The 23733-nt window shown below is 65.1% G+C and carries 21 protein-coding genes; 9 read left to right on the top strand and 12 right to left on the bottom strand.

The window, feature by feature from the left end; translation table 11 throughout:
• Positions 1-2: 2 nt before the first annotated feature.
• From FYK34_RS09045 to nudB, 5 genes are read left to right on the top strand one after another with little or no spacing between them, the layout of a single operon-like run.
• Positions 3-1241: a lipoprotein-releasing ABC transporter permease subunit gene (locus FYK34_RS09045; protein WP_149296064.1), complete on the top strand. Its 1239-nt coding sequence runs from the start codon at positions 3-5 to the stop codon at positions 1239-1241.
• Positions 1234-1926 carry a lipoprotein-releasing ABC transporter ATP-binding protein LolD gene (gene lolD, locus FYK34_RS09040; RefSeq protein WP_149296063.1) on the top strand — a complete coding sequence of 231 codons (693 nt, stop codon included), beginning with the start codon at positions 1234-1236 and terminating at the stop codon, positions 1924-1926. The genes FYK34_RS09045 and lolD overlap by 8 nt, the downstream gene beginning before the upstream one ends.
• A gap of 54 nt (positions 1927-1980) precedes the next feature.
• Entirely contained in the window at positions 1981-3270 is a 1290-nt protein-coding gene (locus FYK34_RS09035; RefSeq protein WP_231137412.1) for a mechanosensitive ion channel family protein, read from the top strand.
• A gap of 12 nt (positions 3271-3282) precedes the next feature.
• The gene (locus FYK34_RS09030) at positions 3283-3903 is read left to right on the top strand and encodes a response regulator transcription factor (RefSeq protein WP_149296062.1); all 621 of its coding nucleotides are present in this window, start codon (positions 3283-3285) and stop codon (positions 3901-3903) included.
• The gene (nudB, locus tag FYK34_RS09025) at positions 3904-4356 is read left to right on the top strand and encodes a dihydroneopterin triphosphate diphosphatase (protein WP_149296061.1); all 453 of its coding nucleotides are present in this window, start codon (positions 3904-3906) and stop codon (positions 4354-4356) included.
• Between the two features lie 77 nt (positions 4357-4433).
• Here nudB and FYK34_RS09020 read toward each other — a convergent pair whose 3' ends face one another.
• The 4 genes from FYK34_RS09020 to gntR all read right to left on the bottom strand — a co-directional run bounded on the left by FYK34_RS09020 (position 4434) and on the right by gntR (position 8258).
• A complete protein-coding gene (locus tag FYK34_RS09020; RefSeq protein ID WP_149296060.1) occupies positions 4434-5048 on the bottom strand; it encodes a beta/gamma crystallin domain-containing protein in 615 nt (204 codons plus the stop codon).
• Positions 5049-5231: 183 nt separating this feature from the next.
• Positions 5232-6539: an MFS transporter gene (locus FYK34_RS09015; RefSeq protein WP_149296059.1), complete on the bottom strand. Its 1308-nt coding sequence runs from the start codon at positions 6537-6539 to the stop codon at positions 5232-5234.
• Between the two features lie 26 nt (positions 6540-6565).
• Positions 6566-7066: a gluconokinase gene (locus tag FYK34_RS09010; RefSeq protein ID WP_149296058.1), complete on the bottom strand. Its 501-nt coding sequence runs from the start codon at positions 7064-7066 to the stop codon at positions 6566-6568.
• 172 nt (positions 7067-7238) lie between these two features.
• Complete coding sequence (gene gntR / locus FYK34_RS09005) at positions 7239-8258, bottom strand: HTH-type transcriptional regulator GntR (protein ID WP_149296057.1); 1020 nt, start codon at positions 8256-8258, stop codon at positions 7239-7241.
• Between the two features lie 112 nt (positions 8259-8370).
• Between gntR and FYK34_RS09000 the strand changes: the two genes are divergently transcribed.
• The gene (locus FYK34_RS09000) at positions 8371-8982 is read left to right on the top strand and encodes an FMN-binding negative transcriptional regulator (RefSeq protein ID WP_149296056.1); all 612 of its coding nucleotides are present in this window, start codon (positions 8371-8373) and stop codon (positions 8980-8982) included.
• Between the two features lie 151 nt (positions 8983-9133).
• On the opposite strand, the gene FYK34_RS08995 is transcribed toward FYK34_RS09000, so the two are convergent.
• Positions 9134-9955, bottom strand: coding sequence for a hypothetical protein (locus FYK34_RS08995; protein ID WP_149296055.1), 822 nt, complete (start codon positions 9953-9955; stop codon positions 9134-9136).
• Between the two features lie 244 nt (positions 9956-10199).
• Here FYK34_RS08995 and FYK34_RS08990 point away from each other — a divergent pair, with 244 nt between their 5' ends.
• The 3 genes from FYK34_RS08990 (at position 10200) to FYK34_RS20885 (ending at position 15932) form a co-directional block, all read left to right on the top strand.
• Positions 10200-14342 carry a PAS domain S-box protein gene (locus FYK34_RS08990; RefSeq protein WP_168209692.1) on the top strand — a complete coding sequence of 1381 codons (4143 nt, stop codon included), beginning with the start codon at positions 10200-10202 and terminating at the stop codon, positions 14340-14342.
• A 137-nt stretch (positions 14343-14479) separates the two neighbouring features.
• Entirely contained in the window at positions 14480-14935 is a 456-nt protein-coding gene (locus tag FYK34_RS08985; protein WP_149296053.1) for a GNAT family N-acetyltransferase, read from the top strand.
• Between the two features lie 25 nt (positions 14936-14960).
• The gene (locus tag FYK34_RS20885) at positions 14961-15932 is read left to right on the top strand and encodes a GNAT family N-acetyltransferase (RefSeq protein WP_231137411.1); all 972 of its coding nucleotides are present in this window, start codon (positions 14961-14963) and stop codon (positions 15930-15932) included.
• 1 nt (position 15933) lies between these two features.
• Here FYK34_RS20885 and FYK34_RS08970 read toward each other — a convergent pair whose 3' ends face one another.
• The 7 genes from FYK34_RS08970 to FYK34_RS08940 form a co-directional block, all read right to left on the bottom strand.
• A complete protein-coding gene (locus FYK34_RS08970) occupies positions 15934-16614 on the bottom strand; it encodes a DUF3313 domain-containing protein (protein ID WP_168209691.1) in 681 nt (226 codons plus the stop codon).
• A gap of 188 nt (positions 16615-16802) precedes the next feature.
• The gene (locus tag FYK34_RS08965; RefSeq protein WP_149296051.1) at positions 16803-17000 is read right to left on the bottom strand and encodes a hypothetical protein; all 198 of its coding nucleotides are present in this window, start codon (positions 16998-17000) and stop codon (positions 16803-16805) included.
• 223 nt (positions 17001-17223) lie between these two features.
• Complete coding sequence (malG, locus tag FYK34_RS08960) at positions 17224-18114, bottom strand: maltose ABC transporter permease MalG (RefSeq protein ID WP_149296050.1); 891 nt, start codon at positions 18112-18114, stop codon at positions 17224-17226.
• Between the two features lie 10 nt (positions 18115-18124).
• Complete coding sequence (malF, locus tag FYK34_RS08955; RefSeq protein ID WP_149296049.1) at positions 18125-19654, bottom strand: maltose ABC transporter permease MalF; 1530 nt, start codon at positions 19652-19654, stop codon at positions 18125-18127.
• Between the two features lie 63 nt (positions 19655-19717).
• The gene (malE, locus tag FYK34_RS08950; protein ID WP_149296048.1) at positions 19718-20926 is read right to left on the bottom strand and encodes a maltose/maltodextrin ABC transporter substrate-binding protein MalE; all 1209 of its coding nucleotides are present in this window, start codon (positions 20924-20926) and stop codon (positions 19718-19720) included.
• Positions 20927-20962: 36 nt separating this feature from the next.
• Positions 20963-22096 (bottom strand): ABC transporter ATP-binding protein, encoded by a 1134-nt coding sequence (locus FYK34_RS08945; protein WP_149296047.1) that lies wholly within the window; start codon positions 22094-22096, stop codon positions 20963-20965.
• Between the two features lie 18 nt (positions 22097-22114).
• Entirely contained in the window at positions 22115-23713 is a 1599-nt protein-coding gene (locus FYK34_RS08940; protein ID WP_149296046.1) for an alpha-glucosidase family protein, read from the bottom strand.
• Positions 23714-23733 lie beyond the last annotated feature (20 nt).

The following is a 23733-nucleotide window of genomic DNA, read 5'->3' as shown; positions in this document are numbered from 1 at the left end:
ACATGCCATTTGAAGCCTTTATCGGGCTGCGCTATCTGCGCGCCAAGCGCCGCAATGGATTCATTTCCTTCATTTCCCTGATTTCCATCGTCGGCATCGCCTTGGGCGTGGCGGCGCTGATCATCGTGCTGTCGGTGATGAACGGCTTCCAGAAGGAAATCCGCGGCCGCATCCTCAGCGTGGCCTCGCATCTGGAAGTCAGCGGCTACGATGGCCGCCTGCCCGATTGGCAGGGCATGCAGGCCATGCTGGCCAAGCAGCCCCATGTGCTGGCCGCGGCGCCTTTCGTGTCCAGCCAGGGTCTGTTCGTGGCTTATGGCAATGTGCGCGGCGGCCTGCTGCGCGGCATCGAGCCCAAACTGGAAAACCAGGTGGTGGACGTGGGCCGCCACATGGTGGCCGGCAAGCTGGAAGACCTGAAGCCGGGCAGCTTCGGCATGGCGCTGGGCGTGGAGCTGGCGCGCCAGCTCGGCGTCGGCGTCGGCGACAAGGTGACGCTGATGACGCCGCAGGGCAACATCACGCCGGCCGGCATGATTCCGCGCAGCAAGCAGTTCACCGTGGTGGGGATCTTCAAGGTGGACATGTATGAATTCGACGCCTCGCTGGCCATGGTCAATCTGCGCGACGCCCAGGTGCTGGCGCGCATGGGCGATGCGGTCAGCGGCGTGCGGCTGAAGCTGGACGACCCGATGCTGGCGCCGCAGTTGAAGGCCGAGCTGCGGCCGCGGCTGCCGCAGCTGATGGTGACGGACTGGACCGACACCAATGCCAATTACTTCCGCGCGGTGCAGATCGAGAAGCGCATGATGACCATCATCCTGACGCTGATCGTGGCCGTGGCCGCCTTCAACCTGGTGTCCACGCTGGTGATGGTGGTGACGGACAAGCAGGCCGACATCGCCATTCTGCGCACGCTGGGCGCCTCTCCGGGCAGCATCATGAAGATTTTCGTGATTCAGGGCGCCGTGGCCGGCGTGCTGGGCACCTTGTCCGGCGCCGTCGGCGGCGTGATCATCGCGCTGAACCTGGACGTGATCGTACCCATCATCGAACGCATCATCGGCACCAAGCTGCTGTCCAGCGACGTCTACATGATCGACTATCTGCCGTCCGACGTGCAGTGGGGCGACGTGTCCACCATCACCATCATCTCCTTGCTGCTGGCGCTGTTCGCCACGCTGTATCCCAGCTGGCGCGCCGCGCGCACGCAACCGGCGGAGGCCCTGCGCTATGAGTAAGGTATTGAGCTGCCGCGGCCTGGGCAAACGCTACCAGGAAGGCAAACTGGGTCTGGACGTGCTGTCCGGCATTGATCTTGACGTGAACCGGGGCGAGCATCTGGCCATCGTCGGCGCCTCCGGCTCCGGCAAGAGCACGCTGCTGCACTTGCTGGGCGGGCTGGACTCGCCCAGCTCCGGCAGCGTGGAGGTGCTGGGCAAGGACCTGTCCAAACTGTCCGAAACCGAGCGAGGCCGCCTGCGCAACGAATCCATGGGCTTCGTCTACCAGTTTCACCACCTGCTGCCGGAATTCTCCGCCTTGGAAAACGTGATGATGCCGCTGCTGATCCGGCGCATGGACAAGGCCGAGGCGGCGCGCCGGGCCGGCGAGATGCTGGACAAGGTTGGCCTGGGCAAGCGGCTGGAACACAAGCCGGGCGAACTGTCCGGCGGCGAGCGCCAGCGCGCCGCCATCGCGCGGGCTCTGGTCACGCAACCGGCCTGCCTGCTGGCGGACGAACCCACCGGCAATCTGGACGCGCAAACGGCGCGCCAGGTGTTCGAGCTGATGCTGGAGCTGAACCGCACCCTGGGCACCAGCCTGATCATCGTCACCCATGATCTGGAGCTGGCGGGCCGCACCCAGCGCGTGCTGCGATTGAACGAAGGGCGGCTGGCGCGGTCGGAAACGGTTTCCGCCTGAAAATGAAACGGGCCGAATTTCGGCCCGTTTCCCGTTTTGACAAGGAGTCGGACTTTGCTGTTGTTCATCCGCAAGGAAATGGATTTCTTCGCCCTGATGGATGCGCTGCAGACGCGCAACGGGCTGATAGAGCTAGGCATAGGCGCGGCCTGCATGCTGTTGGCGCTGTTCATCGCGCGCCGTCTTTACCACCGCTGGTTCTCCCATCACCCAGAGCGCTACGAGCAGTTCCTGCCCTACCTGGGGTTCCGCTTGGTGCTGCCGCTGTCGGCGCAGCTGCTGGTCATCCTGGCCAGCTTCACCTGGGGCCGGCTGGAACACGCGCCCATGCTGGTGCTGCACATCTTCAGCGCGCTGTTGTTCTGGCTGGCGGTGATCCGCCTGTGCACCGCTGTGGTGAGGCAGGCATTTCCCAACGGCCGCTTTGAGCGGCATTCCGAACACCTGTTGGCCACCGTGCTGTGGCTGGGCTTCGTCAGCTGGGCGATAGGCTTCGATGTGGCGGTGACAGACTGGCTGGAGTCCATCAGCTTCTCCATAGGCAAAACCAGGCTGGACATGCTGACCATCATCAACGGCCTGCTGTGGGTGACGGTGATCGTGGTGGTGGCGTTGTGGGGCAGCCGCCTGATCGAGGCGCGCATCATGAAGCTCAAGCACCTCGACTCCAATCTGCGCATCGTGTTCGCCAAGCTGACGCGCACCTTGCTGTTGATCGCCGCGGTGCTGATCGCGCTGCCGGTGGTGGGCATCGACCTGACCGTGCTATCGGTGTTCGGCGGCGCGGTCGGCATCGGCCTGGGTTTCGGCTTGCAGAAGATCGCCAGCAACTTCGTGTCCGGCTTCATCATCCTGCTGGACCGCTCCATTCGCATCGGCGACCGGCTGATGGTGGACAATCGCGTCGGCTACGTCACCAAGATCACCTCGCGCTACGTGGTGCTGAAGGGGGCCGACGGCACCGAGGCGCTGGTGCCTAACGATACCTTGATCTCCGGCACGGTGATCAACCAGTCCTACTCGGACAAGAATATGTGGACCAGCCTGCCGGTGCAGGTGGCTTACGGCACCGATCTGGACCTGGCGCTGGACTTGCTCAAGCAGGCCGCGGATCAGCCGCGCGTGCTGAAGAACCCGGGACCCAACGCCTTTGTCACCTTATTCGCCGACAGCGGCATCAATCTGGAGCTGGGCTTCTGGGTGGCCGATCCAGAAAACGGCTTCATGGGTTTGAAGTCAGACATCAATCTGGCCATCTGGCGCTTGTTCAAACAGCACAATATCGACATCCCCTTCCCGCAGCGGGAAGTGCGCATCATCGGCGACAAGCCGGCGCAGGGCTGACACGGAGGCATCATGAGCGCAAAGCGACTGGCTATCATCGACGACGACGAAGCGGTGCGGCAGTCGCTGCTGTGGCTGCTGGACGGCCAGGGTTACCAGGCCGACGGCTTCGACAGCGGCGAGGCCTTTCTGGCTGCTGAGAATGGTTTTGAGTACAATGGCATCATTTTGGACCTGCGGCTGTCCGGCGTCAGCGGCATCGTGGTGTTGGAAAAGCTGGCTGGCTGGCCGTATTGCCCGCCAGTGATCATGCTGACCGCGCATGGCGATGTGCCGCACGCGGTGGCGGCCCTGAAGCTGGGCGCGCTGGACTTCATCGAGAAGCCGTTCGACGACGTGCATCTGCTGGAGCGCGCGGCCGCCGCGGTGGCCTTGGACGAGCAGAACCGCCAGCTGCATGGCCAGCAACTCAAGGTGGCGGCGGCGCTGGCGCTGCTGACCGAGCGCGAGCGCGAGGTGATGCAGCTGATCCTGGCCGGCAAGTTGAACAAACAGATCGCCGAGGAGCTGTGCATCAGCATGAAGACGGTGGAGGTGCACCGCTCCCGGGTATTCGAAAAAATGGGCGTCAAGTCCGCGGTGGAACTGGCCGGCATGCTGGCGGCGCCCGGCGCGCAAGGAGGCAAGGCATAGATGGGCAGCAAGCAACCGGTGTCGGTGCTGGTGGTGATCCACACCCGGGATGGCCAGGCATTATTGCTGGAGCGGGCGGACAAGCCCGGCTACTGGCAATCGGTGACCGGCAGCCGCGAAGGCGACGAGGACCTGCTGGATACGGCGCGGCGGGAGCTGGCCGAGGAAACCGGGCTGGACGCCGAGCGTTACGTGCTCAGCGACTGGCACAAGGTCAATCGCTACGAAATTTACGAGCATTGGCGGCATCGCTACCCGGAAGGCGTGACGCACAACGACGAACATGTATTCGGCCTGTTGCTGGACGAGCCTTGCGAGGTGAAGCTGGCGCCGCGCGAGCATTTGGGTTACCGCTGGTTGCCATGGGATGAGGCGGCGGCGTTGGTGTTTTCGCCGTCCAACGCGGAGGCCTTGCGCGCGTTGCCGCAGCGCTTGGGGCTGAAGGCTGTCTGAGGCCCGCGCGCTCGCCTGCTGTTCAAAGCCCGCCTAGGCGGGCTTTGTCGCGTTTGTGGCGGCCCCGGAGGCTAGCCTTATTTCTTGACGCTGTTCAGGGAAAAGGTGATCCGGGTTTGATCGTCGCGGTGGTAAGACATATTGGCCGGGAAGGTTTCCGGGTGCGATGTGATGTGGATTTCGTGCTTATGCGGGTCCCATTGGAAGTAGATCGTGCCTAAGGCTACCGGGTTGCCGCCGCGATCAAACACGAAAATAGCGCAGGTGACTTCATTGGAGCTGCCGCTGGCCGGCAGAAAAACATAGCCATCCTGGCCGGATGGGACTTCGACTCGGCCGATTTCGGCGGCCTCGAAGATCATTTTGTAGTCGCCAGGCTCCCCGCCAGTCTTGTCGTGCAGCTTGAGCCCCACCGCGAAGAGGGTATCCAGCGCCAGCACCTGGAATTTGGATAGCCCGCTGATTTGCGCGTCTATGTTTTGATGGCGGCCGGGCGGGTATTCATGAGACAGGCCGCTGCCGTTGATGTGCTGATAGCAAATGACCTTGGCGGTTTCGCCGACTTCCACTGATTTGTATTTGTCATTGAGTTCGCCATGCAGGGTGACATCGTCGCCCACCTTGTAGTACGTGGGTTCGCCCTGCAGATCGCTGGTGCGAAAGAAAGCGATTTGGTCCGGTAATAGCGCCATGCCGTGCTCCTTGGTTTAGGGAAGGGGAAATCAGGCTTTGACTTGCAGGGCGCAGCATGCTGGCAGGCCATAAGAACGGCAACCGGCCATGCGGCCAGCGGGAGGCGGCTTGCTATTTCCCTGCTTTGTGCAGGGTTATGGCGAGGGAAAGAGCCCCGGCTTGCGCCGGGGCCGAGGGGAGCCTTAATCCGGGGAGACGCCGGGTTCGGGCAGCTGCTCGATGCGGCCGAGCAGGAAAACAAAGGCCAGGATGCCGACTGCCAGCATGCAGCCGGCCACCAGGAAGGCATTGGTGAAGGAATGGGTGGCGCCGACGATGAGGCCGGTGACGATGGGGGCGACCGCGCCCATCATATTGTTGGCGAAGTTCATGATGCCGCCCACGGTGCCGGTGCCGCCGCGCGGCGCGATCAGCGAGGGCAGGGACCAGCCTACCGGCGCGGCCGCGGCCAGGCCGCTCAGCGCGATGGTGATCCAGATGATGGCGATGTAGGGGTCTGTCGTGGTGGTGGCGCCGAACACCGCCATGCCCATGGCCATGCCGCACAGCAATACGGTCTTGCGCACGCGGGTCTCGTCATGGCCGCGCGCGATCAGCTTGTCTATCAGCCAGCCGCCCACAAAAAGATCGGCCGCGGTGGCGAACAGCCACGGTATCGCGGAAAACCACGCCGATTTCAAAATATCCATATGCATGGCCTGCACCAGATAGCCGGGCAGCCAGGTCAGGAACAGGTAGAACACGTAGCCGTAGGCGGCGAAGCCGATGGACAGCCCCCAGACTTTGCGCTGGCGCAGCAGATAGCCCAGCATGGCCAGCGAGCCTTGCTGGCTGACGCCTTCCGCGGTCGCGCCGCCCTGGGCGATGTATTGGCGCTCGGCCTCGCTCAGTTTCGCGTCGGCGCTGGGATCGCGATAGATCAGGTAGAAGGCGATGAAATACAGCACGCTGAGGACGGCGGACAGGCCAAAGCCCCAACGCCAGCCCAGATGCACCACGGCCAGCGCGATCAAGGGCACGCCTATCACATTGGAGAACTTGGCGGCTGCATCGAAAATGGCGGTGGCCATGGCCCGCTCGCGGCGCGGGAACCAGTAGCCGGTGGCCTTGGCGCTGACCGGGAAGCCCGGCGCCTCGGCGATGCCCAGCAACACGCGGGCGGCGAAGATGCCGGCAAAGCCGCCGGCGCAGGCGGTGAGGGTGGCGGCCACGCCCCATAGCAGCGCGCCCAGGCGGCCGATGCGCGTGGTGCCGAAACGGTCCAGGATCACGCCGGTGGGAATCTGCAGCAGCGCGTAGCTCCAGAAGAAGGCGCTGAACAGCAGGCCCAGCTCGCCGTTGCTGAGACCGAATTCATGCTGCAATTGCGGCGCGGCCACGGACAAGCTGATGCGGTCGAAGTAATTGATCAGAATGCCGACGCCGAGCAGCCAGCCTATGCGCCAGCGCCGGGTCGGGACCTGGTAAGTGTGTTGGGACGGGGCATGCATATTATTCTCCTCATTCCTGCGTGGTGTTATTCGAGCGTGGAAAGAATCTGCCGCAGCAGCGCCGGCAGCGGCGCGCCGATGTCTATGTCTATGGCGCGCTCGTCGGCAGCGGGCGGCTCCAGGTCGGCGAACTGGCTGGCCAGCAAGCTTTCCGGCATGAAGTGGCCGCTGCGTTCCCGCATGCGGGCGGCGATCAAGTCCGGCTCGCCGCGCAGATGGACGAAGCGCAGCTCGGGATCGCCGGCGCGCAGCACGTCGCGGTAACGGCGCTTCAGGGCCGAGCAAGCCAGCACGGCGCTTTGCCCTTGCGCGCGGTTGCGGCGCAATTGCTCGGCCAGATTGGCCAGCCAGCCGGCGCGGCTGTCGTCGTCCAGCGGGATGCCGGCGCGCATTTTTTCGATGTTTTCCGGGGGGTGGAAGCTGTCGCCCTCGATGAAGCCGGCGCCCAGTGCCTCGGCCAGCATCTGGCCCACGCTGCTCTTGCCGCAGCCGGCCACACCCATCACGACGATATTGCGGGTTTGCATGTTAGCGCTAACAATTTTGAGTGAAAGGAAAGCCGGCTGGAAGACGGCGGATTGCTGATGATGTTAGCGCTAACAAAAGTGGAGCAACAAGCGGCGAGATCAAATTTTCGATCGCAGCGGGAGGAAATGTAGTCGCCGCACAACAGCCGGGCGAGGGTTGTTAGGCCGGGTTTCAGCTGCTGCGGCGCAACATCAGCTCGAAGCCCAGATCCATGCGCAGGGTTTCCGGCGGGACGCCGTCCATCAGGCGCAGCAGGGCGCGGGCCGCTTGCTCCCCTATCGCGCGACGTGGCGTGGCCACCGTGGTCAGCGAGGGCGTGCACCAGGCGGCGGACTGCAGATCGTTGAATCCGGCCAGGGCCAGCCGCTCCGGCACCGCGATGCCCAGTTGCTGGCAGCGCGCCAGCGCGCCTATGGCCAGATCGTCGTTGCAGCAGAACAGCGCGTCGCAGTCCGGCCGTTGCCGCAGCGCGGCGTCGAGCATGTCCGCGCCCATTTGCATGCTGGACGGCGACGGGTCCAGCCATTCCAGGCCGGGGTCGCTCAGGCCGGCCGCGGCCAGCGCGGCGCGATAGCCGTCCAGCCGTTTCATCACGCGCTCGTCCAGTTGCGCGCCCAGAAAGCCGATGCGCCGCTTGCCGCGCGCCAGCAGGTGGCGGGTGATGGCGGCGCCGGCGTCTTCCTGCGAGAAGCCCACGCAACAGCGGCCGTCGTCGGCCAGGTCCATCATGTAGACGGCTGGCAGGGCGTGCTGGCGCAGCAGCGCGTCGAAAGGCTCCGCATGGCTCAGCCCGGTCAGCAGCAGGCCGTCCGGGCGGTGCTGCAGATAGGCGCGCAGCAGTTGCAGCTCCTGCTCCGCGTCGTAATGGCTGTTGCCTATCAGCATTTGGTAGCCGGCCGGCGCCAGTACGGCTTCGATGCCGGCCAGGGTATCCAGAAACACCGTGTTGCCCAGCGAGGGGATCAGCACCAGCACGGTGCGCGAGCGCGCCGAGGCCAGGGCGCTGGCCGAGCGGCTGGGCACATAGCCCAGCGCGTCCACCGCCTGCAGCACCTTGTCGCGCAGCGGCGGCGACACCAATTGCGGCTGGTTAAGGGCGCGCGATACGGTAATGGCGCTGACGCCGGCGGCCTTGGCCACATCATGCATGGTGATGCCGCCGCCGGAGCGGACTCGCGGTTTTCTGGACATGAAGCTGATAAAGAGTGAAGACCCCCGCCATTGTAACGCAGCGCGAGGCGCGCATGGCTTGCCTGCTCATGACGTAAGCTTAATAATGACAAATTACTTGCCGGAGCCTGCCATGTATCTGCCCAAGCATTTTCAAGAGTCCGATGTCGAAGCCTTGTTGGCCTTGATGCGAGCCCGCCCCTTGGCCGCGTTGGCGATCAACGGCGAGGACGGGCCGGTGGTCAACCATATCCCTTTGCTGGCGTCGCGCCAGGGCGAGACGCTGGTGCTGCGCGGGCATGTGGCGAGGGCCAATCCCTTGTGGCGGCAATTGGAGAACGGGCCGCAAGCCGTCGCGGTGTTTCAGGGCGACGACGCCTATATCACGCCGGCCTGGGACCCGGACAAGACCAAACATGGCAAGGTGGTGCCCACCTGGAACTATAGGGTGGCGCACGCGCGCGGCCGCCTGCGCGCGGTGGACGATCCGCAGTGGCTGCGGGCCATGCTGCATGATTTGACGGCGGAGCATGAGGCGGCATTCGACGCGCCGTGGCGGGTGGATGACGCGCCGGCCGACTATATCGACAAGCTGTCGCGCGCCATCGTGGGCATAGAGCTGGCGGTGGAGCGCTTGGACGGCAAGTTCAAACTCAGCCAGAACGAGAGCGAAGCGGCGCGCGGCAGCATCCGCGAGGGATTGGCCGCGCGCGGCCAAACAGGGGTGGCCGTCGCGATGCGCTAGGTGCGGTTGACGTTGGCGGCCGGCGTCGCGTGTGAGCCTCCCACGGCTTTATTTGTGCCGCGCGGACAGGGCATGCTGTGCGGCGCGCGCAACGCCTCGCTTCGCCCCGCAATCCCTGGCGAAGCGAGCGCTCAGTCCACGTCAACCGCCGCTATCGACGCATCCGGCCCAGCAAGGCGGCCATATCGTCCGGCGGCGGGCGCTTGCCCTGTCGCAGCTGGCGCAGCAGATTATCGAGAAAACCGCATAACAGCATGGTGGATGTGGCGACCGCGCCTATGCCGGCGGAGTCCCACTCCGTCACGATGCCTTGTAGATAGGCGGTGAGCCGGTTGCTGCCTTGCTGGTAATCGTGGTGGAGCGTGATGGCAGGCGTGCCCCATAGCTGGTAGTTGTGCTGCAGCGTGGTCTTTTCCAGCCGTCGGCGGCACAGGATGTCGTTGCCGTCGAACTCGAGGAATAGCGGATTCAGGGTGGAGCAGCCCCGGATGTGGCCGCGATAGGCGCGAGAAATCAGGCCGATGCAGGACTCGATTTCTATCATGGGCTGGCGGCTGGGCACGGGATAGCCCAACAACAGGGTGAAGGCGGCGGCCAATGGGTCCGCCCAGCCTCCCGCCAGCTCAAAACAGTGAGGCTGCGCTTGCCGGTCCAGCCAGGCCGCCGGCAGATGGATGGCCCCGATCTCCATGTGCTGAGAGCAGGCGCAATCCAGGTCGCGCAAAGGCCAATTGTGCCCGTCCGCGCAAGCCCAGGCCTGCTGCGGATAGGCGACGCTCAGCTCGGACAGCACGGCTTCCGAGGTGATGATGAATACCTCGCCGTGATAGGAAACGAACAGGCCGCTGCCAAAAGCAGGGCCAAACAAGCCGCCCGTGCTCATGGGACGGAAGGCCGCCACCATGGGATTCAGCTGCTGATAGATCCGTTCCAGACATTGCAACGGATCCTCCAGATTGAATTGGAACTCCATCCCCGATCCTTCAAACCAATTATTGTTTTACCGCTGAAGAATAGTTCAAATTCGGACGAATGCGACGCTGTCCCGCGACTGCCGCCGCGTCGGCGCCTTGGGCAACAATGCTATACATCTAGTGTGGGTGCTGAGGATAAGCATGGTGCGATGAGTGGGCCGGCGCGCGCGGAGCGGCGCCAGGACTGGCGCTGTGATTGGCTTGGGGGACAAGATGCGGATCAAGCCGCGGACGCGATATATCTTGTTGGCGACGGCGGGCTACGGGATTTTTGCCTGGGCCTGGCTGGCCTTTGCCGGGGACGGCATCCGCATGCTGGGCGGCTCGAATCCGTCCATGCTCAATGAAGGGCTGTTTGCGCTCTGCAGCGTGTTGCTGTTGTCGCTGGGCTGGCGCGCCGCGCCGACAGAGGACGGCGCCTCGGCTGCGCAGCGTCCCGCGGCGCTGGCGGCGGACCTGCTGCCCAGGCAGGGGGCAGTCGGACTGGCGTACGCGCTGGCCTGCGTGCTGACCGCGGCCATCGTGGCCTTGCGCGTGGCGCTGGTGAGCGATGCCGGCGCGCAGCCCTCGCTGATCCTGTTCACGCTGCCCATCGTGCTGTGCGCCAGTCTGGGCGGTTTCGGCCCCGGCCTGCTGGCAACCCTGCTGGCGCTGCTGGCCGCGGATTTCTCGCCGGCCTGGCCCTGGCATGCCACCCTGCGCTGGAGCAGCCCGCTGCAGCAGGCCTTATTGTTGGGCGAGGGACTGGCGATTTCCGGTTTTGGCGCCATGCTGCGGCGCAGTCTGTCGCGGGCGGAGCTGAACCACAGGCTGCTGGACTCCGTGGTGTCCAGCACTTCGGACGCCGTGTTCATCAAGGACGTGCAAGGCCGTTACCTGCTGATCAACCAGGCGGGCCTGGCCTTTGTCGGCAAGGCGCGGGCGGATTTGCTGGGGCGGGATGACCTGGCGGCCTTTGATGAAGCGACGGCGCGCAAGCTGATTGCCTCGGATCGCGCGGCCATGCAATCGGGGCGGGTGCAGACTTACGAGGAATGCCTGACCTTGCAAAGCGGCGAGCGCATGGTGTTCCAGGTGACCAAGGGGCCTGTTTACACGCCGGATCATCGCCTGATAGGCCTGTTCGGCATTTCCCGCGACATCACCGAGCAAAAGCGCGCCGCGGAGGCCCTGCAAGCCAGCGAGGCGGAATTGCAGCTGGCGCAGCAGCTGGCCAGCCTGGGCAGCTGGAGCTGGGATTTGGCCAGCAATCGCGTGCATTGGTCCAATGAGACTTATCGTCTGTTCGGGCTGGCCAGCCAGGACGCCCCCCCCGCCTATGCCGCTTGGCAGCGTTACTTCACGCTCGATGGCTGGATGCAGCTGTCCGACGCGATGGAGCGCTGCCGCCTGATCGGCCTGGGTTACGAGTGCGACCTGGAATTGCTGCGCCAGGACGGCACCTCATGCTGGGTGACGGTGCATGTCGAAGCCCGGCGCGACGAAGAAGGCAAGGTGGCCGGCTTGTACGGCACCATACAGGACATCACCGAGCGCACGCAGATGGCCTTGCTGATCCAAGAGAGCGAGCAGAGGCTGCAATTGGTGGTGGAGGCGACCAGCGACGGCTTCTGGGACTGGGATTTGCGCAGCGGCAGGATTTACCGTTCGCCGCGCTTCTACGAGGTGACCGGCGCGCATCCGGAGGAGAATGACGGCGATTTCCGGTTCTTCCGCCAGCTGGTGCATGCTGCCGATCTGCCCTTCGTGCTGCAGGCGTTGGAGGCGCATCGAAGGGGCAAGACGCCGCGCATCGAGGTGGAGTTCCGGCTGGCCGATCAGACGAGCGGCGTGCGCTGGCTGCAGGTGCGCGGGCGGGCGGTGGAATGGGACGAGCGCGGCGCCGCCTTACGGCTGGTGGGCAATTTGTCCGACATCACCGAGCGCAAGCGCGTGGACGACGACTTGCGGCTGGTGTTGAACGAGGCGGGAGACGCGATCTGGGTGATAGACGCGGAGGGCGGCTTCGTGTTTGCCAATCCCGCCGCCTGCCAATTGACCGGCCACAGCATGGAAGAGCTGAAAACCATGCGCTTGCGCGACTTGCTGGCGGGGGAGTGCCTGTCTGCCCTGCCGGGTCATCTCGCCGCCCTCGATGCCGGCGCCTTCCAGCGCTCGGAATGGCTGCTGCGCCGCAAGAAGGGCGGCAACGTCAGCGTGGATCTCAGCACCGGCAAGCTCAAGGACGGCCGCTACATGGCCTTTGGCCGCGACCTGACCGAGCAGCGCCGGGCGGAGCAAGCGCTGCGCCAGCGCGAGCAGCAGCTGGCGCGCGTGATCGAGGGCTCGGACCAGGGCTACTGGGACTGGAATCTGAAGACCGGCAGCTTCCAGGTCAGCCCGCGCTGGGAGGGCATGCTGGGTTATGAGCCGGGCCAGATGCGCATCACGGGCGAAAATTGGTACAGCCATGTCCATCCCGAGGACGCCGAGCGCGCGCGCGAATCCATCCGCCGCAATCTGAGCGGGGAAGCGGCCAGCCATGAAGTGGAAATCCGTTGCCGCACGCGCGGCGGTGACTGGCGCTGGATATTGTCCCGCGGCCGGGTGGTGGAGCGCGACGAAACCGGCGCGCCGATGATGATGGCCGGCACGCATACCGACATTACCGAACGCAAGGTGTTCGAGCAGGCGCAAAAGGAAGCGGCCGCGGTGTTCGCCAGCAGCTACGAAGGCATCCTGATGGTAAGCCCCGATGGCTTCATCACCAAGGTCAATCAGGCCTTCACCCGCATCACCGGCTACAGCGCGGAGGATGTCGTGGGACGAAAGCCCAGCATCCTGTCGTCGGGCCAGCAGCCGGAGAGCTTTTACGAGGAGCTGTGGCGCTCCTTGCACGGCCACGATTTCTGGCGCGGCGAGCTGTGGAACCGCCGCAAGAACGGCGAATTGTATGCCGAGCTGCTCTCCATCTCCGTGGTGCGGGACGAGCATGGCGAAGTTCAGCATTACATCGGCATCTTTTCCGACATCACCCAGTTGAAGCAGCACGAGGCGGAACTGGACCGCGTGGCGCACTTCGATCCCCTCACCGGCGTGCCCAACCGGCGTCTGCTGTCCGACCGCCTGCGCCAAGCCATCGTGCGGGCGTCGCGCAGCGGCAAGTCCTGCGCGGTGTGCTTCCTCGACCTGGATGGTTTCAAGACGGTCAACGACCAATATGGGCACGAAATGGGCGACCAGCTGCTGATAGGCGTGAGCAGCCATCTGAAGTCCGTGCTGCGCGGGGGCGATACCCTGGCCAGGCTGGGCGGAGACGAGTTTGTGGTGCTGTTGTCCGACATCGAGGCCGCCGATGAGTGCGTGCTGGTGCTGGACCGCATCCTCGAAGCGGTGGCGCAGCCGGTGGCCATAGGCAGCGCGGCCATCAGCGTGACGGCCAGCGTAGGCGTCAGCCTGTATCCGCAGGACAACGCCGACCCCGACACCTTGCTGCGCCATGCCGACCAAGCCATGTATGTGGCCAAGGAGAGCGGCAAGAACCGTTACCAGCTGTTTGACCCGGAAAGCGACCGCAAGGCGCAAGAACACCGGCAGTTTCTGGAGCTGCTGCGCCAGGCGCTGGAGCGCAACGAGTTCGCGCTGTTCTATCAGCCCATGGTGGATCTGGTGGATGGGGAAATCATGGGCATGGAGGCCCTGATTCGCTGGCGGCATCCGCAGCGTGGCTTGTTGGCGCCTGCGGAGTTCCTGCCGCACTTGCGCGGCCACGAGCTGGAGAGCGCCTTTGGCGACTGGGTGCTGGACGCGGCGCTGAAACAGGCGTCGAAATGGGCGGAGGCCGGGCATCCCTTGCGCATCAGCACCAATGTCAGTCCAAGCTATCTGCACGGCGGCGACTTCTGCGCCAAGCTGGCGGCGGCCCTGTCGCATTATCCCAATGTGGCGCCTGATCATGTGGAACTGGAAGTGCAGGAAAGCGCGCAGGCCGATGTGGAAAAAACCATCGCCACCCTGCAGCAGTGCCGTGGGCTGGGCGTGCGCTTCGCCCTTGACGACTTTGGCACCGGCTACGCCTCTTTGAATTATCTGCGGCGTTTGCCGGTGGATACGCTGAAAATCGACAATAGCTTTGTCCACGGCATGCTGGTCAGCATAGATGACCGCCGCACGGTGGAGGGCGTGATCCAGCTGGCCGGCATCTTCGAGCGGCGTGCCGTCGCGGAGGGGGTGGAGACCCTGCCGCACGCCGCCTTGCTGCGCCGCTTGGGCTGTCGCTACGCCCAAGGCTATGGCATCGCCCGCCCCATGGAGGCGGAGGCCGTGTCCGGCTGGTGCCGGCGCTGGTCGCAAGGCGCCATCTGGCGGCAGCTGGATGCAGCGGCGGAGCCGGATGGTCAAATGTAATGACAAGCCCTGACGCGCGGCGTTATGCTGCGCGACTCAGCCGGCCCGCCTTGGCGCAGTCCATGGCGGGCTTTTTCATGGTGCGCGGCCGGCACCGAATGGCGGCATCATCGGCGGCTGGCCGCGGGAGGGGGTCTATGTCTGAATCCTGGGAGGTCCGGCCGGCCTGCGCCGCGGATGCGCCGCGATTGAGCGAGCTGTACCGCCAATTGACCGGAGACCCTGCCGTCCGGGTATGTCCGGCGCGGCTGGAGGCTCTGGCCGATGGCCTGCGCGCGCAGGTGTGGGTTGGCGTGCGAGGCGGCGAAGTCGCGGGCACGGTCTGGCTTGGTTTTTGCGAGGACATCATGTACGGCGAGCAACCCTTCGCCGTGCTGGAAAACATCGTCGTGGACCCGCGCCATCGCGGCGAGGGCCTGGGCGAGGCCTTGCTGAAGGCGGCGGAGCGCCGTTGTCTGGCGCGCGATTGCAGCAAGATCATGCTGCTCAGCTCCGCCGGCCGGGAGGACGCGCATCGTTTTTTCCAGCGCCAGGGCTATCGCGGCGACGCCAAGCGCGGTTTCGTCAAATACCGCCGCGACATGGCGGTTTGAATCAAATCATTCGGGAAAACCAGCAGTGGCAAGCAATATCGAGATCAAGGCCAGGGTCAGCAACCCGGCGGCATTGGCAGAGCGGCTTCAAAACCTGGCCGGCGGCGCCGCGCGCGTGGACGCGCAAGACGACACCTTCTTCGCCTGCGCCCATGGCAGGCTCAAGCTGCGGGTGGACGGCGAGGGGCGAGGCAAGCTGATTTTCTATCAACGGCCGGACGCCGCCGAGATAAAAGCATCGGATTTCCTGGTCAGCGAGTGCGGCGACGCCGACGCGCTGCGGGTACTGCTGGCCCGCGCTTACGGCGAATTGGGCCGTGTGCGCAAGCTGCGCCGAGTGTATCGGGTCGGCCGCTGCCGCGCGCATCTGGACCGGGTGGATGGGCTGGGCGATTTTATCGAGCTGGAGACGGAGCTGGCCGCCGGTGAGCCGGAGCAGGCCGGGCGGCAGGCGGTGGCGGACTTGATGGCCGCGCTGGGCATCCGCGATGAGGATTTGATCGACAAGGCCTATCTGGACTTGTTGGCGGAGCGCTCCAAAACGGGTGTGAGCATCGCGCTGGAACGGCCGGACCAGCCGGAGGCGCTGGCGCTGATAGATGAACTGGACGCCTACCAGGTGCCGCTGTACCCGGCGGAAAGCCATCACGGCGTGGATGTCTCGGTATTGCTGCAGCCCAATGCGGCGTTCGCCGTCGCCCGCGACGAAACCGGCCAGGCGGTGGGCTGCGGCGCGGTCTGGTGCGTGCCGGAGTACGGCGAATTGAAGCGCATGTATGTGCGGCCGCAATGCCGCGGCCGGGGCGTGGCGCGCGCGCTGATGGATTTTCTGGAGGAGCAGGCCAAGGCCCGCGGCTGCGCCGCCATGACCTTGGAAACCGGCATCCACCAGCACGAGGCCATCGCCTTGTACCGCCGCGCCGGTTATGAGTTCTGCGCGCCGTTCAGCTCCTACGCCGAGGACCCGAACAGCGTGTTCATGCGCAAGCCGCTTTGAGTCAGGAAGCCTTGCCCAGATGGGCGGCCAGCTGGCGGGCGCTGTCCTTGCACCACTGGTCTATCAGCGGCTTGATCAAGTCCAGCGTCAGCGGCGCGTCCTTGGATTTGCTCTTCTTGTTTTCGCGCAGATTGACGGTGCCGGCCAGCAGCGTGCCGTCCTGGGCGTCCTCCAGCTGCGCCATGCTGCCTATCTTCAGCAGATAGGGTTCCTTGCCGGCGGCCAGCCTGGCCAGATTGAACACGGCCTTGACCGGCAGCAGGTCCACCGCGTCCATGCCGGGCCGGTCCTGGGTGAGGCCGGTCACCGCCACGCGCAAGCGCGCCACGCCCGGCGCAGCTTGCAGCGCCACCTTCACGCCGGCCGCTTCCAGTTCGGCCTGCAGACGTTGATGGAAATAGGAAACGATGGCGTTTTCATCGCCGGACTGCAGCAGTTCCCAGTTGCCGTCCTGGCCCTGGCGCATGAACAGCAGCGGCTCCAGCAGCACGGCGTGATAGGTTTTCAGGTCCACGCCGGGTTTCAAGTACACGCGCTGGTCCGGCATCATCTTGCCGGGCTGGAAGGCATCCAGCGGCAAGGTGAACAGGTTTTCCTTGGGCGCGGCGGACGCCGGCTCGTCGGCCCAGGCTGCGCCGCTGAGGGCGAGCAGGGTGCAGATAGTCAGTACGGACAATTTCATGATTGGCCTCGAAGTTGCGGTCAGTGCAATACGCTGACATGCGCTTGGCCGAATGGTTCGGCTTATTGCATTCTCGGGGCCTGTCGCGCGCTTGTCTAGATGGTATGCGGCAAGCATGGTAGGGCAGGCGGCAAGGCCTTGCCCGCGCAGGATCATCATCCATCAAGCGGTCAAAGTCCGAAAGGCGCTCACCGCCGCAAATAAGTAAAGAGCGCCAATGCCAGGATGCAGGCGATGATCATCAGATTGAGCAGGACTTCCTCCTCGACCGCTTGAAAGCGGCTGCGGTCGCGCTCGGCGAGGCGGTCGCCATGGAGTTTTTGAAACCAATAATGCAGGAGATTGCTGGGGTGGGACGGCTTGGGGTCGCCATGTCCGGATTTCATGATGCAGGCCCTGTGCAAACAAAAGCTTATGACAAAGCATTTTACGCCGGCGGTTTATGCAATCAACATGAATTGGCTTGAGGAAGACCGGAAAAAAGCGAGAAGTTGATCCAGCGCAGAAGCGGCAAGGGAAGAGGGCGCGGGGTGTCGCGGAATGGTTAAGGCGAGGCGCCAAGCGGGCCGCATCCGTTCCCGGCCCGTCGGCGCCTGTCTGCTCGATGTTTCAGCCCTTGACCCCGCCGCTGCTCAGGCCGCTGACCATCCAGCGCTGGGCGACGATGAACAGCACGGTGATGGGCAGGCCGGACAGGATGGCGGCGGCGGCGAAGTCGCCCCACAGATAGTTTTGCTCATACAAATACAGCTTGGAGCCGACGGCCAGCGTCAGGTTCTGTTCCTGGTGCAGCAGCACCGAGGCCACCGGGTACTCGATGATGGCACCGATGAAGGCCAGCAGGAAGACCACGCACAGAATGGGCAGGGCCATGGGCAGCAGCACGTGCCAGAAGGCCTGGAAGGGCGTGGCGCCGTCCACGATGGCGGCTTCTTCTATCTCCGCCGGCAGGGTGTCGAAATACCCCTTGATGGTCCAGATGTGCAGGGCGATGCCGCCGGCGTAGGCCAGCACCACGCTGCCGTGGCTGTCCAGGCCCAGCCATGGTACATAGCTGCCGATCTGGTCGAAGATGGAGTAGATGGCGATCAGGGACAGCACGGCCGGGAACATCTGCGCCAGCAGCAAGAGGTTGAGGCCCAGCTGTTTGCCGCGGAAGCGCAGCCGCGAGAAGGCGTAAGCGCTGGTGGTGGACAGCAGCAGGATCAGGCTGGCGCTGATGAAGGCGATCTTCACCGAGTTCCACAGCCAGCGCAGCACGGGGAAGGGCGGCTCCACCACGCGGCCGCCCACGTCGGTGTAGGACAGGCCGAAGGCCAGTTTCCAGTGCTCCAGGCTGATGCTGTCCGGCAGCAGGCTGCCGGCGGCGAAATTGCCGGGGCGCAGCGAGATGGACACGATCATCAAGAAGGGGAACAGGGTCAGCAGCAGGAAGGCGATCAGCCCCAGGTGGGCCAGCCAGAGCCGGCCGGTATGGGTATTGTCTTGAACCATGGCCATGGCGGTCTCCTCAGCGTTTTTCTTGCGCGTTGATGCGCGACAGGCGCAGATTGATCAGCGACAGCGCCGCCACCAGCACGAAAATCAAGGTGGAGATGGCGGCGGCCAGGCCGAAGTTCTGCCCGGAATCCTGGAAGGCGATGCGATAGGTGTAGGACACCAGGATGTCGGTGGTGCCGGCCGGCACCGCGCTGTCGATGAAGTCCGGGCGGCCATCGGTCAGCAGCGAGATCAGCACGAAGTTGTTGAAGTTGAAGGCGAAGGACGCGATCAGGAGCGGCATGATGGGCTTGAGGATCAAGGGCAGGGTGATCTGGGTCAGATTGGTCCAGGCGCTGGCGCCGTTGATGGCCGAGGCTTCGTACAGGTCGGACGGTATCGATTTGATCAGGCCCAGGCACAGCAGCATCATGTAGGGATAGCCCAGCCAGGTGTTGACGATCAGCAGCATGGCCTTGGCCAACAGCGGGTCGGAGAACCAGCTGGGGCGGATGCCGAACAGGCCGTGCAATACCATATTGATCTCGCCGAAGTTCTCATTGAACAGGCCGCGGAAGATCAGGATGGAGATGAAGCCGGGCACGGCGTAGGGCAGGAACAGCAATACGCGGTAAAGGCCGCGGCAGCGCAGGGCTTCCCAACTGAGCACGGTGGCCAGCGCTAGGCCGATGGCGAAGGTGAACAGCACGGTCAGGGCGGAGAATATCACCGTCCAGGCGAACACTTTCAGCATGGGTTTTTGCAGGTCGCGGTTGGCGAACAGCTGCCGGAAGTTTTTCCAGCCCACATTGACGCGGAAGCCCGGCGCGATGTTTTCGCCCTGGGCGGTGCGGTAGAAGCCGCGCTCGAAGTCCGGGCGCAGCGTTTCGCCGGTCTGCCGGTTCAGCAGGGCGCCGTCGGCCTGGCGCGCGTACAGGCGCTTGGCCGGGCTGAAGCTGCTGAGCGAGCTGAGGCGGTAGGGCACGGTTTGTCCCGGCAGGGTCAGCGTCAGTTGGCGCAGCGCAGGCTGCAGGGCGATGATGTCTTTCAGGCCCAGCCTGTCGTCGGCGCTTTGGCCAGGGGCCGCCTGCAGCGCCAGTTTTTGCGCGGCGGGCTGGGCGGCGTCCAGCTTGATCGGCGCGGATTGCCAGGCGGCGCCGTCGTCGCGCGCCAGTTCCACTCGATATTGCCCGCCCTGGCGATACAGCTGCAGATGCAGCGGGTCGCCCTCGCCGGCGTAGGTCTGCTCCAGCAGATAGGCCGTGGCGCGCTCAAAGCTCAGCAGATTGCTGGAGCTGTAATTGGTGAAGCCTATGCCCACGGTGTAAAGCGCGGGCAGCAGGACGAAGACCAGTATGGCCGCCACGCCCGGAAACAGGTAGCGCAGCGCGTAGGCCTGCTTCAGGGTGAAAATGGCGGCCGCGCCGGCCAGCAGGGCGAGGCCGCCCAGCGCCAGCCACGCATGGCCCGCCTGATAGACCAGGAAGTCCAGCCATAGGCCGGCCATCACGAGTACCGCGCCCAGCACAGGCCAGGCCTGGCGCGCTTGAATCTTGAACATGCTATGCACTCCCTGTTGCCCTGGGCCGCCGGACGCCGCAAGCGGCGTCCGGACTCAGCCGCCTCAGTTGCCGCGGATCTTGGCCGCCGCGGCGTCCAGGCCGGCCTTCACGCCTTGTCGGCCCTGGGTGACGTTTTGCAGCGTGGACTGCATGGTGGACCAGAACTTGCCCATTTCCGGGTTATTGGGCATGGGCGCGCCGGCCTTGGCGCTGAGCATGGTGGCGCGGATGTTCGGATCGCTCTTGAGCTGGGCGTAGAAGGCCTTGCTGGCCGGCACGCCCAGCGGCACGTCGTCGTTGATGGTCTTCAGCCCGTGCGGAGTCAGCATGGTGTTTTCGATGAACTCGGTCGCCAGCTCCTTGTTGTGGCTGGCGGCGCTGATCATGGCGCCCAGCACGCCGACGAAGGGCGCGGCCGGCTTGCCGTTGACGCTGGGAATCGGCGCCACGCCGAAGTCGATATGGCTCTTCTTCAGGTTTTCCCAGGCCCAGGGGCCGCTGATCATCATGGCCACCTGGCCCTTGTTCACGCCGGCCTCCATGTCGGCGTAGCTGGCGCTCTTGGGCATGGCGCCGCTATGGATCAGCTTCATCAGGGTGTCCAGGCCGGCCACGGCGCCGGCGTGGTTGACGCCCACGTTCTTGGCGTCATAGGTGCCGTCGGCCTTCTGCTTGAACGGGTAGGCGCCGCCGGCCGCCAGCAGCGGCCAGGTGAAATAGGTATTGGTGAAGTCCCACAGGATGGCCTTCTTGCCGCTGGCGGACAGTTTCTTGTCCAGAGCCATGACTTCGTCGAAGGTCTTGGGCGGCGTCGGCACCAGCGCCTTGTTGTAGATCAGCGCCACGGACTCCAGCGCGATGGGGTAGCCCCAGGTCTTGCCGCCGCTGGTGAAGGCCTTCCAGCCCAGGTCGTCGATTTCGCCGCGCAGCTTCTTGCTGGGGTTGACCGGGGAGAGCAGGCCGGCGGTGGACCATTCTCCCAGGCGGTCATGCGGCCAGATCCAGATGTCCGGGCCCTTGCCGGCGGCGGCGGCCTGCTGGAACTTGCCGGCGGCGTCTTCCGGGTGCTCCACCACTACCTTGACGCCGGTCTGCTTGGTGAACTCTTCGCCCAGCTTGGCCAGGCCGCGGTAGCCCTTGTCGCCGTTGATCCAGATCAGCAGCTTGGCGTCGCCGGAGGCCTGCGCCAGCGGGGCGGCGAAGGCGCCGGCCACGGCCAGGCTCAGGGTCAGGCAGGCGGCGCGGCTGAATTGTCTGCGAGTGATCTTCATCTCTATATCTCCTCTTCTTGGGGGTAGGGACGCTTGCTAGGCGCAAGCCAGGCCCGGATGGCGAGCCTGCAGATTGAGCGGGTCCAGGCGGCGCAGGGCCCGGCCCTGGTCGTCGAACAGATGGCCGTCGGCCGGATCGAACACCAGGCGGCAGGCGGTGCCGGGTTCGAACTGCACCAGCGGCGGCAGCCGGGCGGACAGCGGCTCGGCGCAGCCCGCGGCTTCCAGATACAGCACGGACGATTCGCCCAGGTGCTCGACGGCGATGACGTTGCCGCGCACGCTGTTGTCGCCGGCTTTCAGGCTCAGGTGCTCGGGGCGCACGCCCACGCACACCTCGGCGTCGGCGGGGAGGCCCGCGGCGTCCACAGCCACGCGCACGGCCTGGCCGTCGGCCAGCAATACCGTCGCGCCCTCGGCGTCCTGGCTTTGCAGGCGGCCGGGCAGGAAGTTCATGCCGGGCGAGCCGAGGAAGCCGGCGACGAAGCGGTTGGCCGGCTGGTAATACAGCTCTGACGGCGAGCCCACTTGCTCGATGCGGCCGCCGCGCAGCACCACGATGCGGTCGGCCAGGGTCATGGCCTCGATCTGGTCGTGGGTGACGTAGATCATGGTGGTGCCCAGCTCGCGGTGCAGCTTGGCGATCTCGATGCGCATCTGCACCCTGAGCGAGGCGTCCAGATTAGACAGCGGCTCGTCGAACAAAAACACCTTGGGCCGCTGCACGATGGCGCGGCCGATGGCCACGCGCTGGCGCTGGCCGCCGGACAGCTCCTTGGGCTTGCGCTCCAGCAGGTGCTCGATCTGCAGCACCTTGGCCACCTGCTCCACCTGGGCCGCGTAGTCGCTCTTGCGCTTGCCGGCCAGCTTCAGGCCGAAACCCAGGTTGTCGAACACCGACATGTGCGGATACAGCGCGTAAGACTGGAACACCATGGAGATGCCGCGCTTGACCGGCGGCAGCTCGTTGACGCGCGCGCCGTCTATTTTCAGCTCGCCCTCGGTGATCTCCTCCAGCCCGGCGATGGTGCGCAGCAGGGTGGACTTGCCGCAGCCGGAGGGACCGACGAATACGATGAACTCACCGTCCTGGATGTCCAGGTCGATTTCCGTCAAGGTTCGGGCCAGGCCGAAATCCTTGGTGATGCCTCGCAGGCTGACCGCTGCCATCTTGTTCTCCCGCCTGTTCTAGGCCAATTGGCCCATCCAGCCGCCCCAGCCTTCCAGCGTGAGTTCGCGGCCATCGCGCCGGGCGCCCGTCAGCGGGCAGCCGGCCAGTTCTTCCGCCTCCGCCGGCAGCGTGTAGCCGCGCGGCTCGGGGCTTAAATTGAACACGCACAGCGTTGTGTCGTCACGCGTGAATGCCAGCACCTGGGCGTCGTCGTCCAGGAAGCGGATGTCGCCGTCCTTGAGCGCCGGCTGGCCGCGCCGCCAGGCGATGAAGCGGCGGTAGAAGGCCAGGCAGGAGTCCGGATCCGCGTCCTGCACGTCCACCGCCAGCCGCCTGTGCGCGTCCGGCATGGGCAGCCACGGCGTCTCGCTGCCGAAGCCGCCGTCGGCCAGGTCATGCCGCCACGGCATGGGGGTGCGGCAGCCGTCGCGGCCCTTGAATTCCGGCCACATGGCGATGCCGTAGGGGTCTTGCAGCTGCTCGAAGCTCAGCTCTGCCTCGGGCAGCGCCAGCTCCTCGCCCTGGTACAGGCAGGCCGAGCCGCGCAGCGACAGCAGCATGGCCAGGATGCACGGCGCGAAGCGCGGGTGGCCGGCGTTGCGGCCCCAGCGAGTGGGCATGCGGATGGCGTCGTGGTTGCCGGTGGTCCAGCAGGCCCAGCCGCTGCCGATTTGCGCTTCCAGCTCGCGCACTTGGCGGCGGATGTAGTCGGCGGAGAAGGCCGGCGTCAGCAGGTTGAAGCTGTAAGCCATGTGCAGCTTGTCGTTGCCGGCGGTGTATTCCGCCATGCGGGCCAGGCTGTCGTCGTCGCCTATCTCGCCCAGGGCCACCGCGTCGTATTCGTTCAGCAGGCTGCGCAGCCGCTTGAGGAAGTCCAGGTTCTGCGGCTGCGACTTGTCGTAGCGGTGAGCCTGGTAGCCGTAGGGATTGTCCGCCGTCACGGTGGCGTTGTCCCGGATCTGGGCCGGGGGATTGTCGCGCAGCTGGGTGTCGTGGAAGTGGAAGTTGCAGGCGTCGAAGCGCAGGCCGTCCACGCCCAGCTCCAGCCAGAAGCGCACCTCGTCCAGCATGGCGTCCTGCACCTCCGGGTGGTGGAAGTTCAGGTCCGGCTGGGAGGCCAGGAAATTGTGCAGATAATATTGGCGGCGGCGGGTGTCCCATTGCCAGGCGGAGCCGCCGAACACCGACATCCAGTTATTGGGCGGGCTGCCGTCGGGCTTGGCCTCGCTCCACACATACCAGTCGGCGCGCGCGTTGTCGCGGCTGGCGCGGCTTTCCGCGAACCAGGCGTGCTGTTCGGAGGTGTGGGACAGCACCTGGTCTATCATCACTTTCAGGCCCAGGCGATGGGCTTCGCTCACCAGATGGCGGAAGTGTTCGATATCGCCGAACATCGGGTCCACGGCGCGATAGTCCGACACGTCGTAGCCGAAGTCCTTCATCGGCGACTTGAAAAACGGGCTGATCCAGATGGCGTCCACGCCCAGGCTGGCCACATAGGGCAGTTTGCCGGTGATGCCGGCCAGGTCGCCGACGCCGTCGCCATTGCTGTCGACGAAGCTGCGTGGATAAATCTGGTAAATCACGCCGCCGCGCCACCAAGCGCTTTTGCTCATGCTGCTCTGCTCCCGCCCCG

The sequence above is a fragment of the Chromobacterium paludis genome, from assembly GCF_008275125.1.
Classification (GTDB): domain Bacteria; phylum Pseudomonadota; class Gammaproteobacteria; order Burkholderiales; family Chromobacteriaceae; genus Chromobacterium; species Chromobacterium paludis.
Note: the sequence above shows the minus strand (reverse complement) of the source record. Positions and strands in the feature narration are given on the sequence as shown.

Bases quoted from the DNA above. Each gene is read 5' to 3' on its own strand.
- FYK34_RS09045 (WP_149296064.1), top strand. From the start codon at position 3: ATGCCATTTGAAGCCTTTATCGGGCTGCGCTATCTGCGCGCCAAGCGC.
- lolD (WP_149296063.1), top strand. From the start codon at position 1,234: ATGAGTAAGGTATTGAGCTGCCGCGGCCTGGGCAAACGCTACCAGGAA.
- FYK34_RS09030 (WP_149296062.1), top strand. From the start codon at position 3,283: ATGAGCGCAAAGCGACTGGCTATCATCGACGACGACGAAGCGGTGCGG.
- nudB (WP_149296061.1), top strand. From the start codon at position 3,904: ATGGGCAGCAAGCAACCGGTGTCGGTGCTGGTGGTGATCCACACCCGG.
- FYK34_RS09020 (WP_149296060.1), bottom strand. From the start codon at position 5,048: ATGGCGCTATTACCGGACCAAATCGCTTTCTTTCGCACCAGCGATCTG.
- FYK34_RS09015 (WP_149296059.1), bottom strand. From the start codon at position 6,539: ATGCATGCCCCGTCCCAACACACTTACCAGGTCCCGACCCGGCGCTGG.
- FYK34_RS09010 (WP_149296058.1), bottom strand. From the start codon at position 7,066: ATGCAAACCCGCAATATCGTCGTGATGGGTGTGGCCGGCTGCGGCAAG.
- gntR (WP_149296057.1), bottom strand. From the start codon at position 8,258: ATGTCCAGAAAACCGCGAGTCCGCTCCGGCGGCGGCATCACCATGCAT.
- FYK34_RS09000 (WP_149296056.1), top strand. From the start codon at position 8,371: ATGTATCTGCCCAAGCATTTTCAAGAGTCCGATGTCGAAGCCTTGTTG.
- FYK34_RS08995 (WP_149296055.1), bottom strand. From the start codon at position 9,955: ATGGAGTTCCAATTCAATCTGGAGGATCCGTTGCAATGTCTGGAACGG.
- FYK34_RS08985 (WP_149296053.1), top strand. From the start codon at position 14,480: ATGTCTGAATCCTGGGAGGTCCGGCCGGCCTGCGCCGCGGATGCGCCG.
- FYK34_RS08970 (WP_168209691.1), bottom strand. From the start codon at position 16,614: ATGAAATTGTCCGTACTGACTATCTGCACCCTGCTCGCCCTCAGCGGC.
- FYK34_RS08965 (WP_149296051.1), bottom strand. From the start codon at position 17,000: ATGAAATCCGGACATGGCGACCCCAAGCCGTCCCACCCCAGCAATCTC.
- malG (WP_149296050.1), bottom strand. From the start codon at position 18,114: ATGGCCATGGTTCAAGACAATACCCATACCGGCCGGCTCTGGCTGGCC.
- malF (WP_149296049.1), bottom strand. From the start codon at position 19,654: ATGTTCAAGATTCAAGCGCGCCAGGCCTGGCCTGTGCTGGGCGCGGTA.
- malE (WP_149296048.1), bottom strand. From the start codon at position 20,926: ATGAAGATCACTCGCAGACAATTCAGCCGCGCCGCCTGCCTGACCCTG.
- FYK34_RS08945 (WP_149296047.1), bottom strand. From the start codon at position 22,096: ATGGCAGCGGTCAGCCTGCGAGGCATCACCAAGGATTTCGGCCTGGCC.
- FYK34_RS08940 (WP_149296046.1), bottom strand. From the start codon at position 23,713: ATGAGCAAAAGCGCTTGGTGGCGCGGCGGCGTGATTTACCAGATTTAT.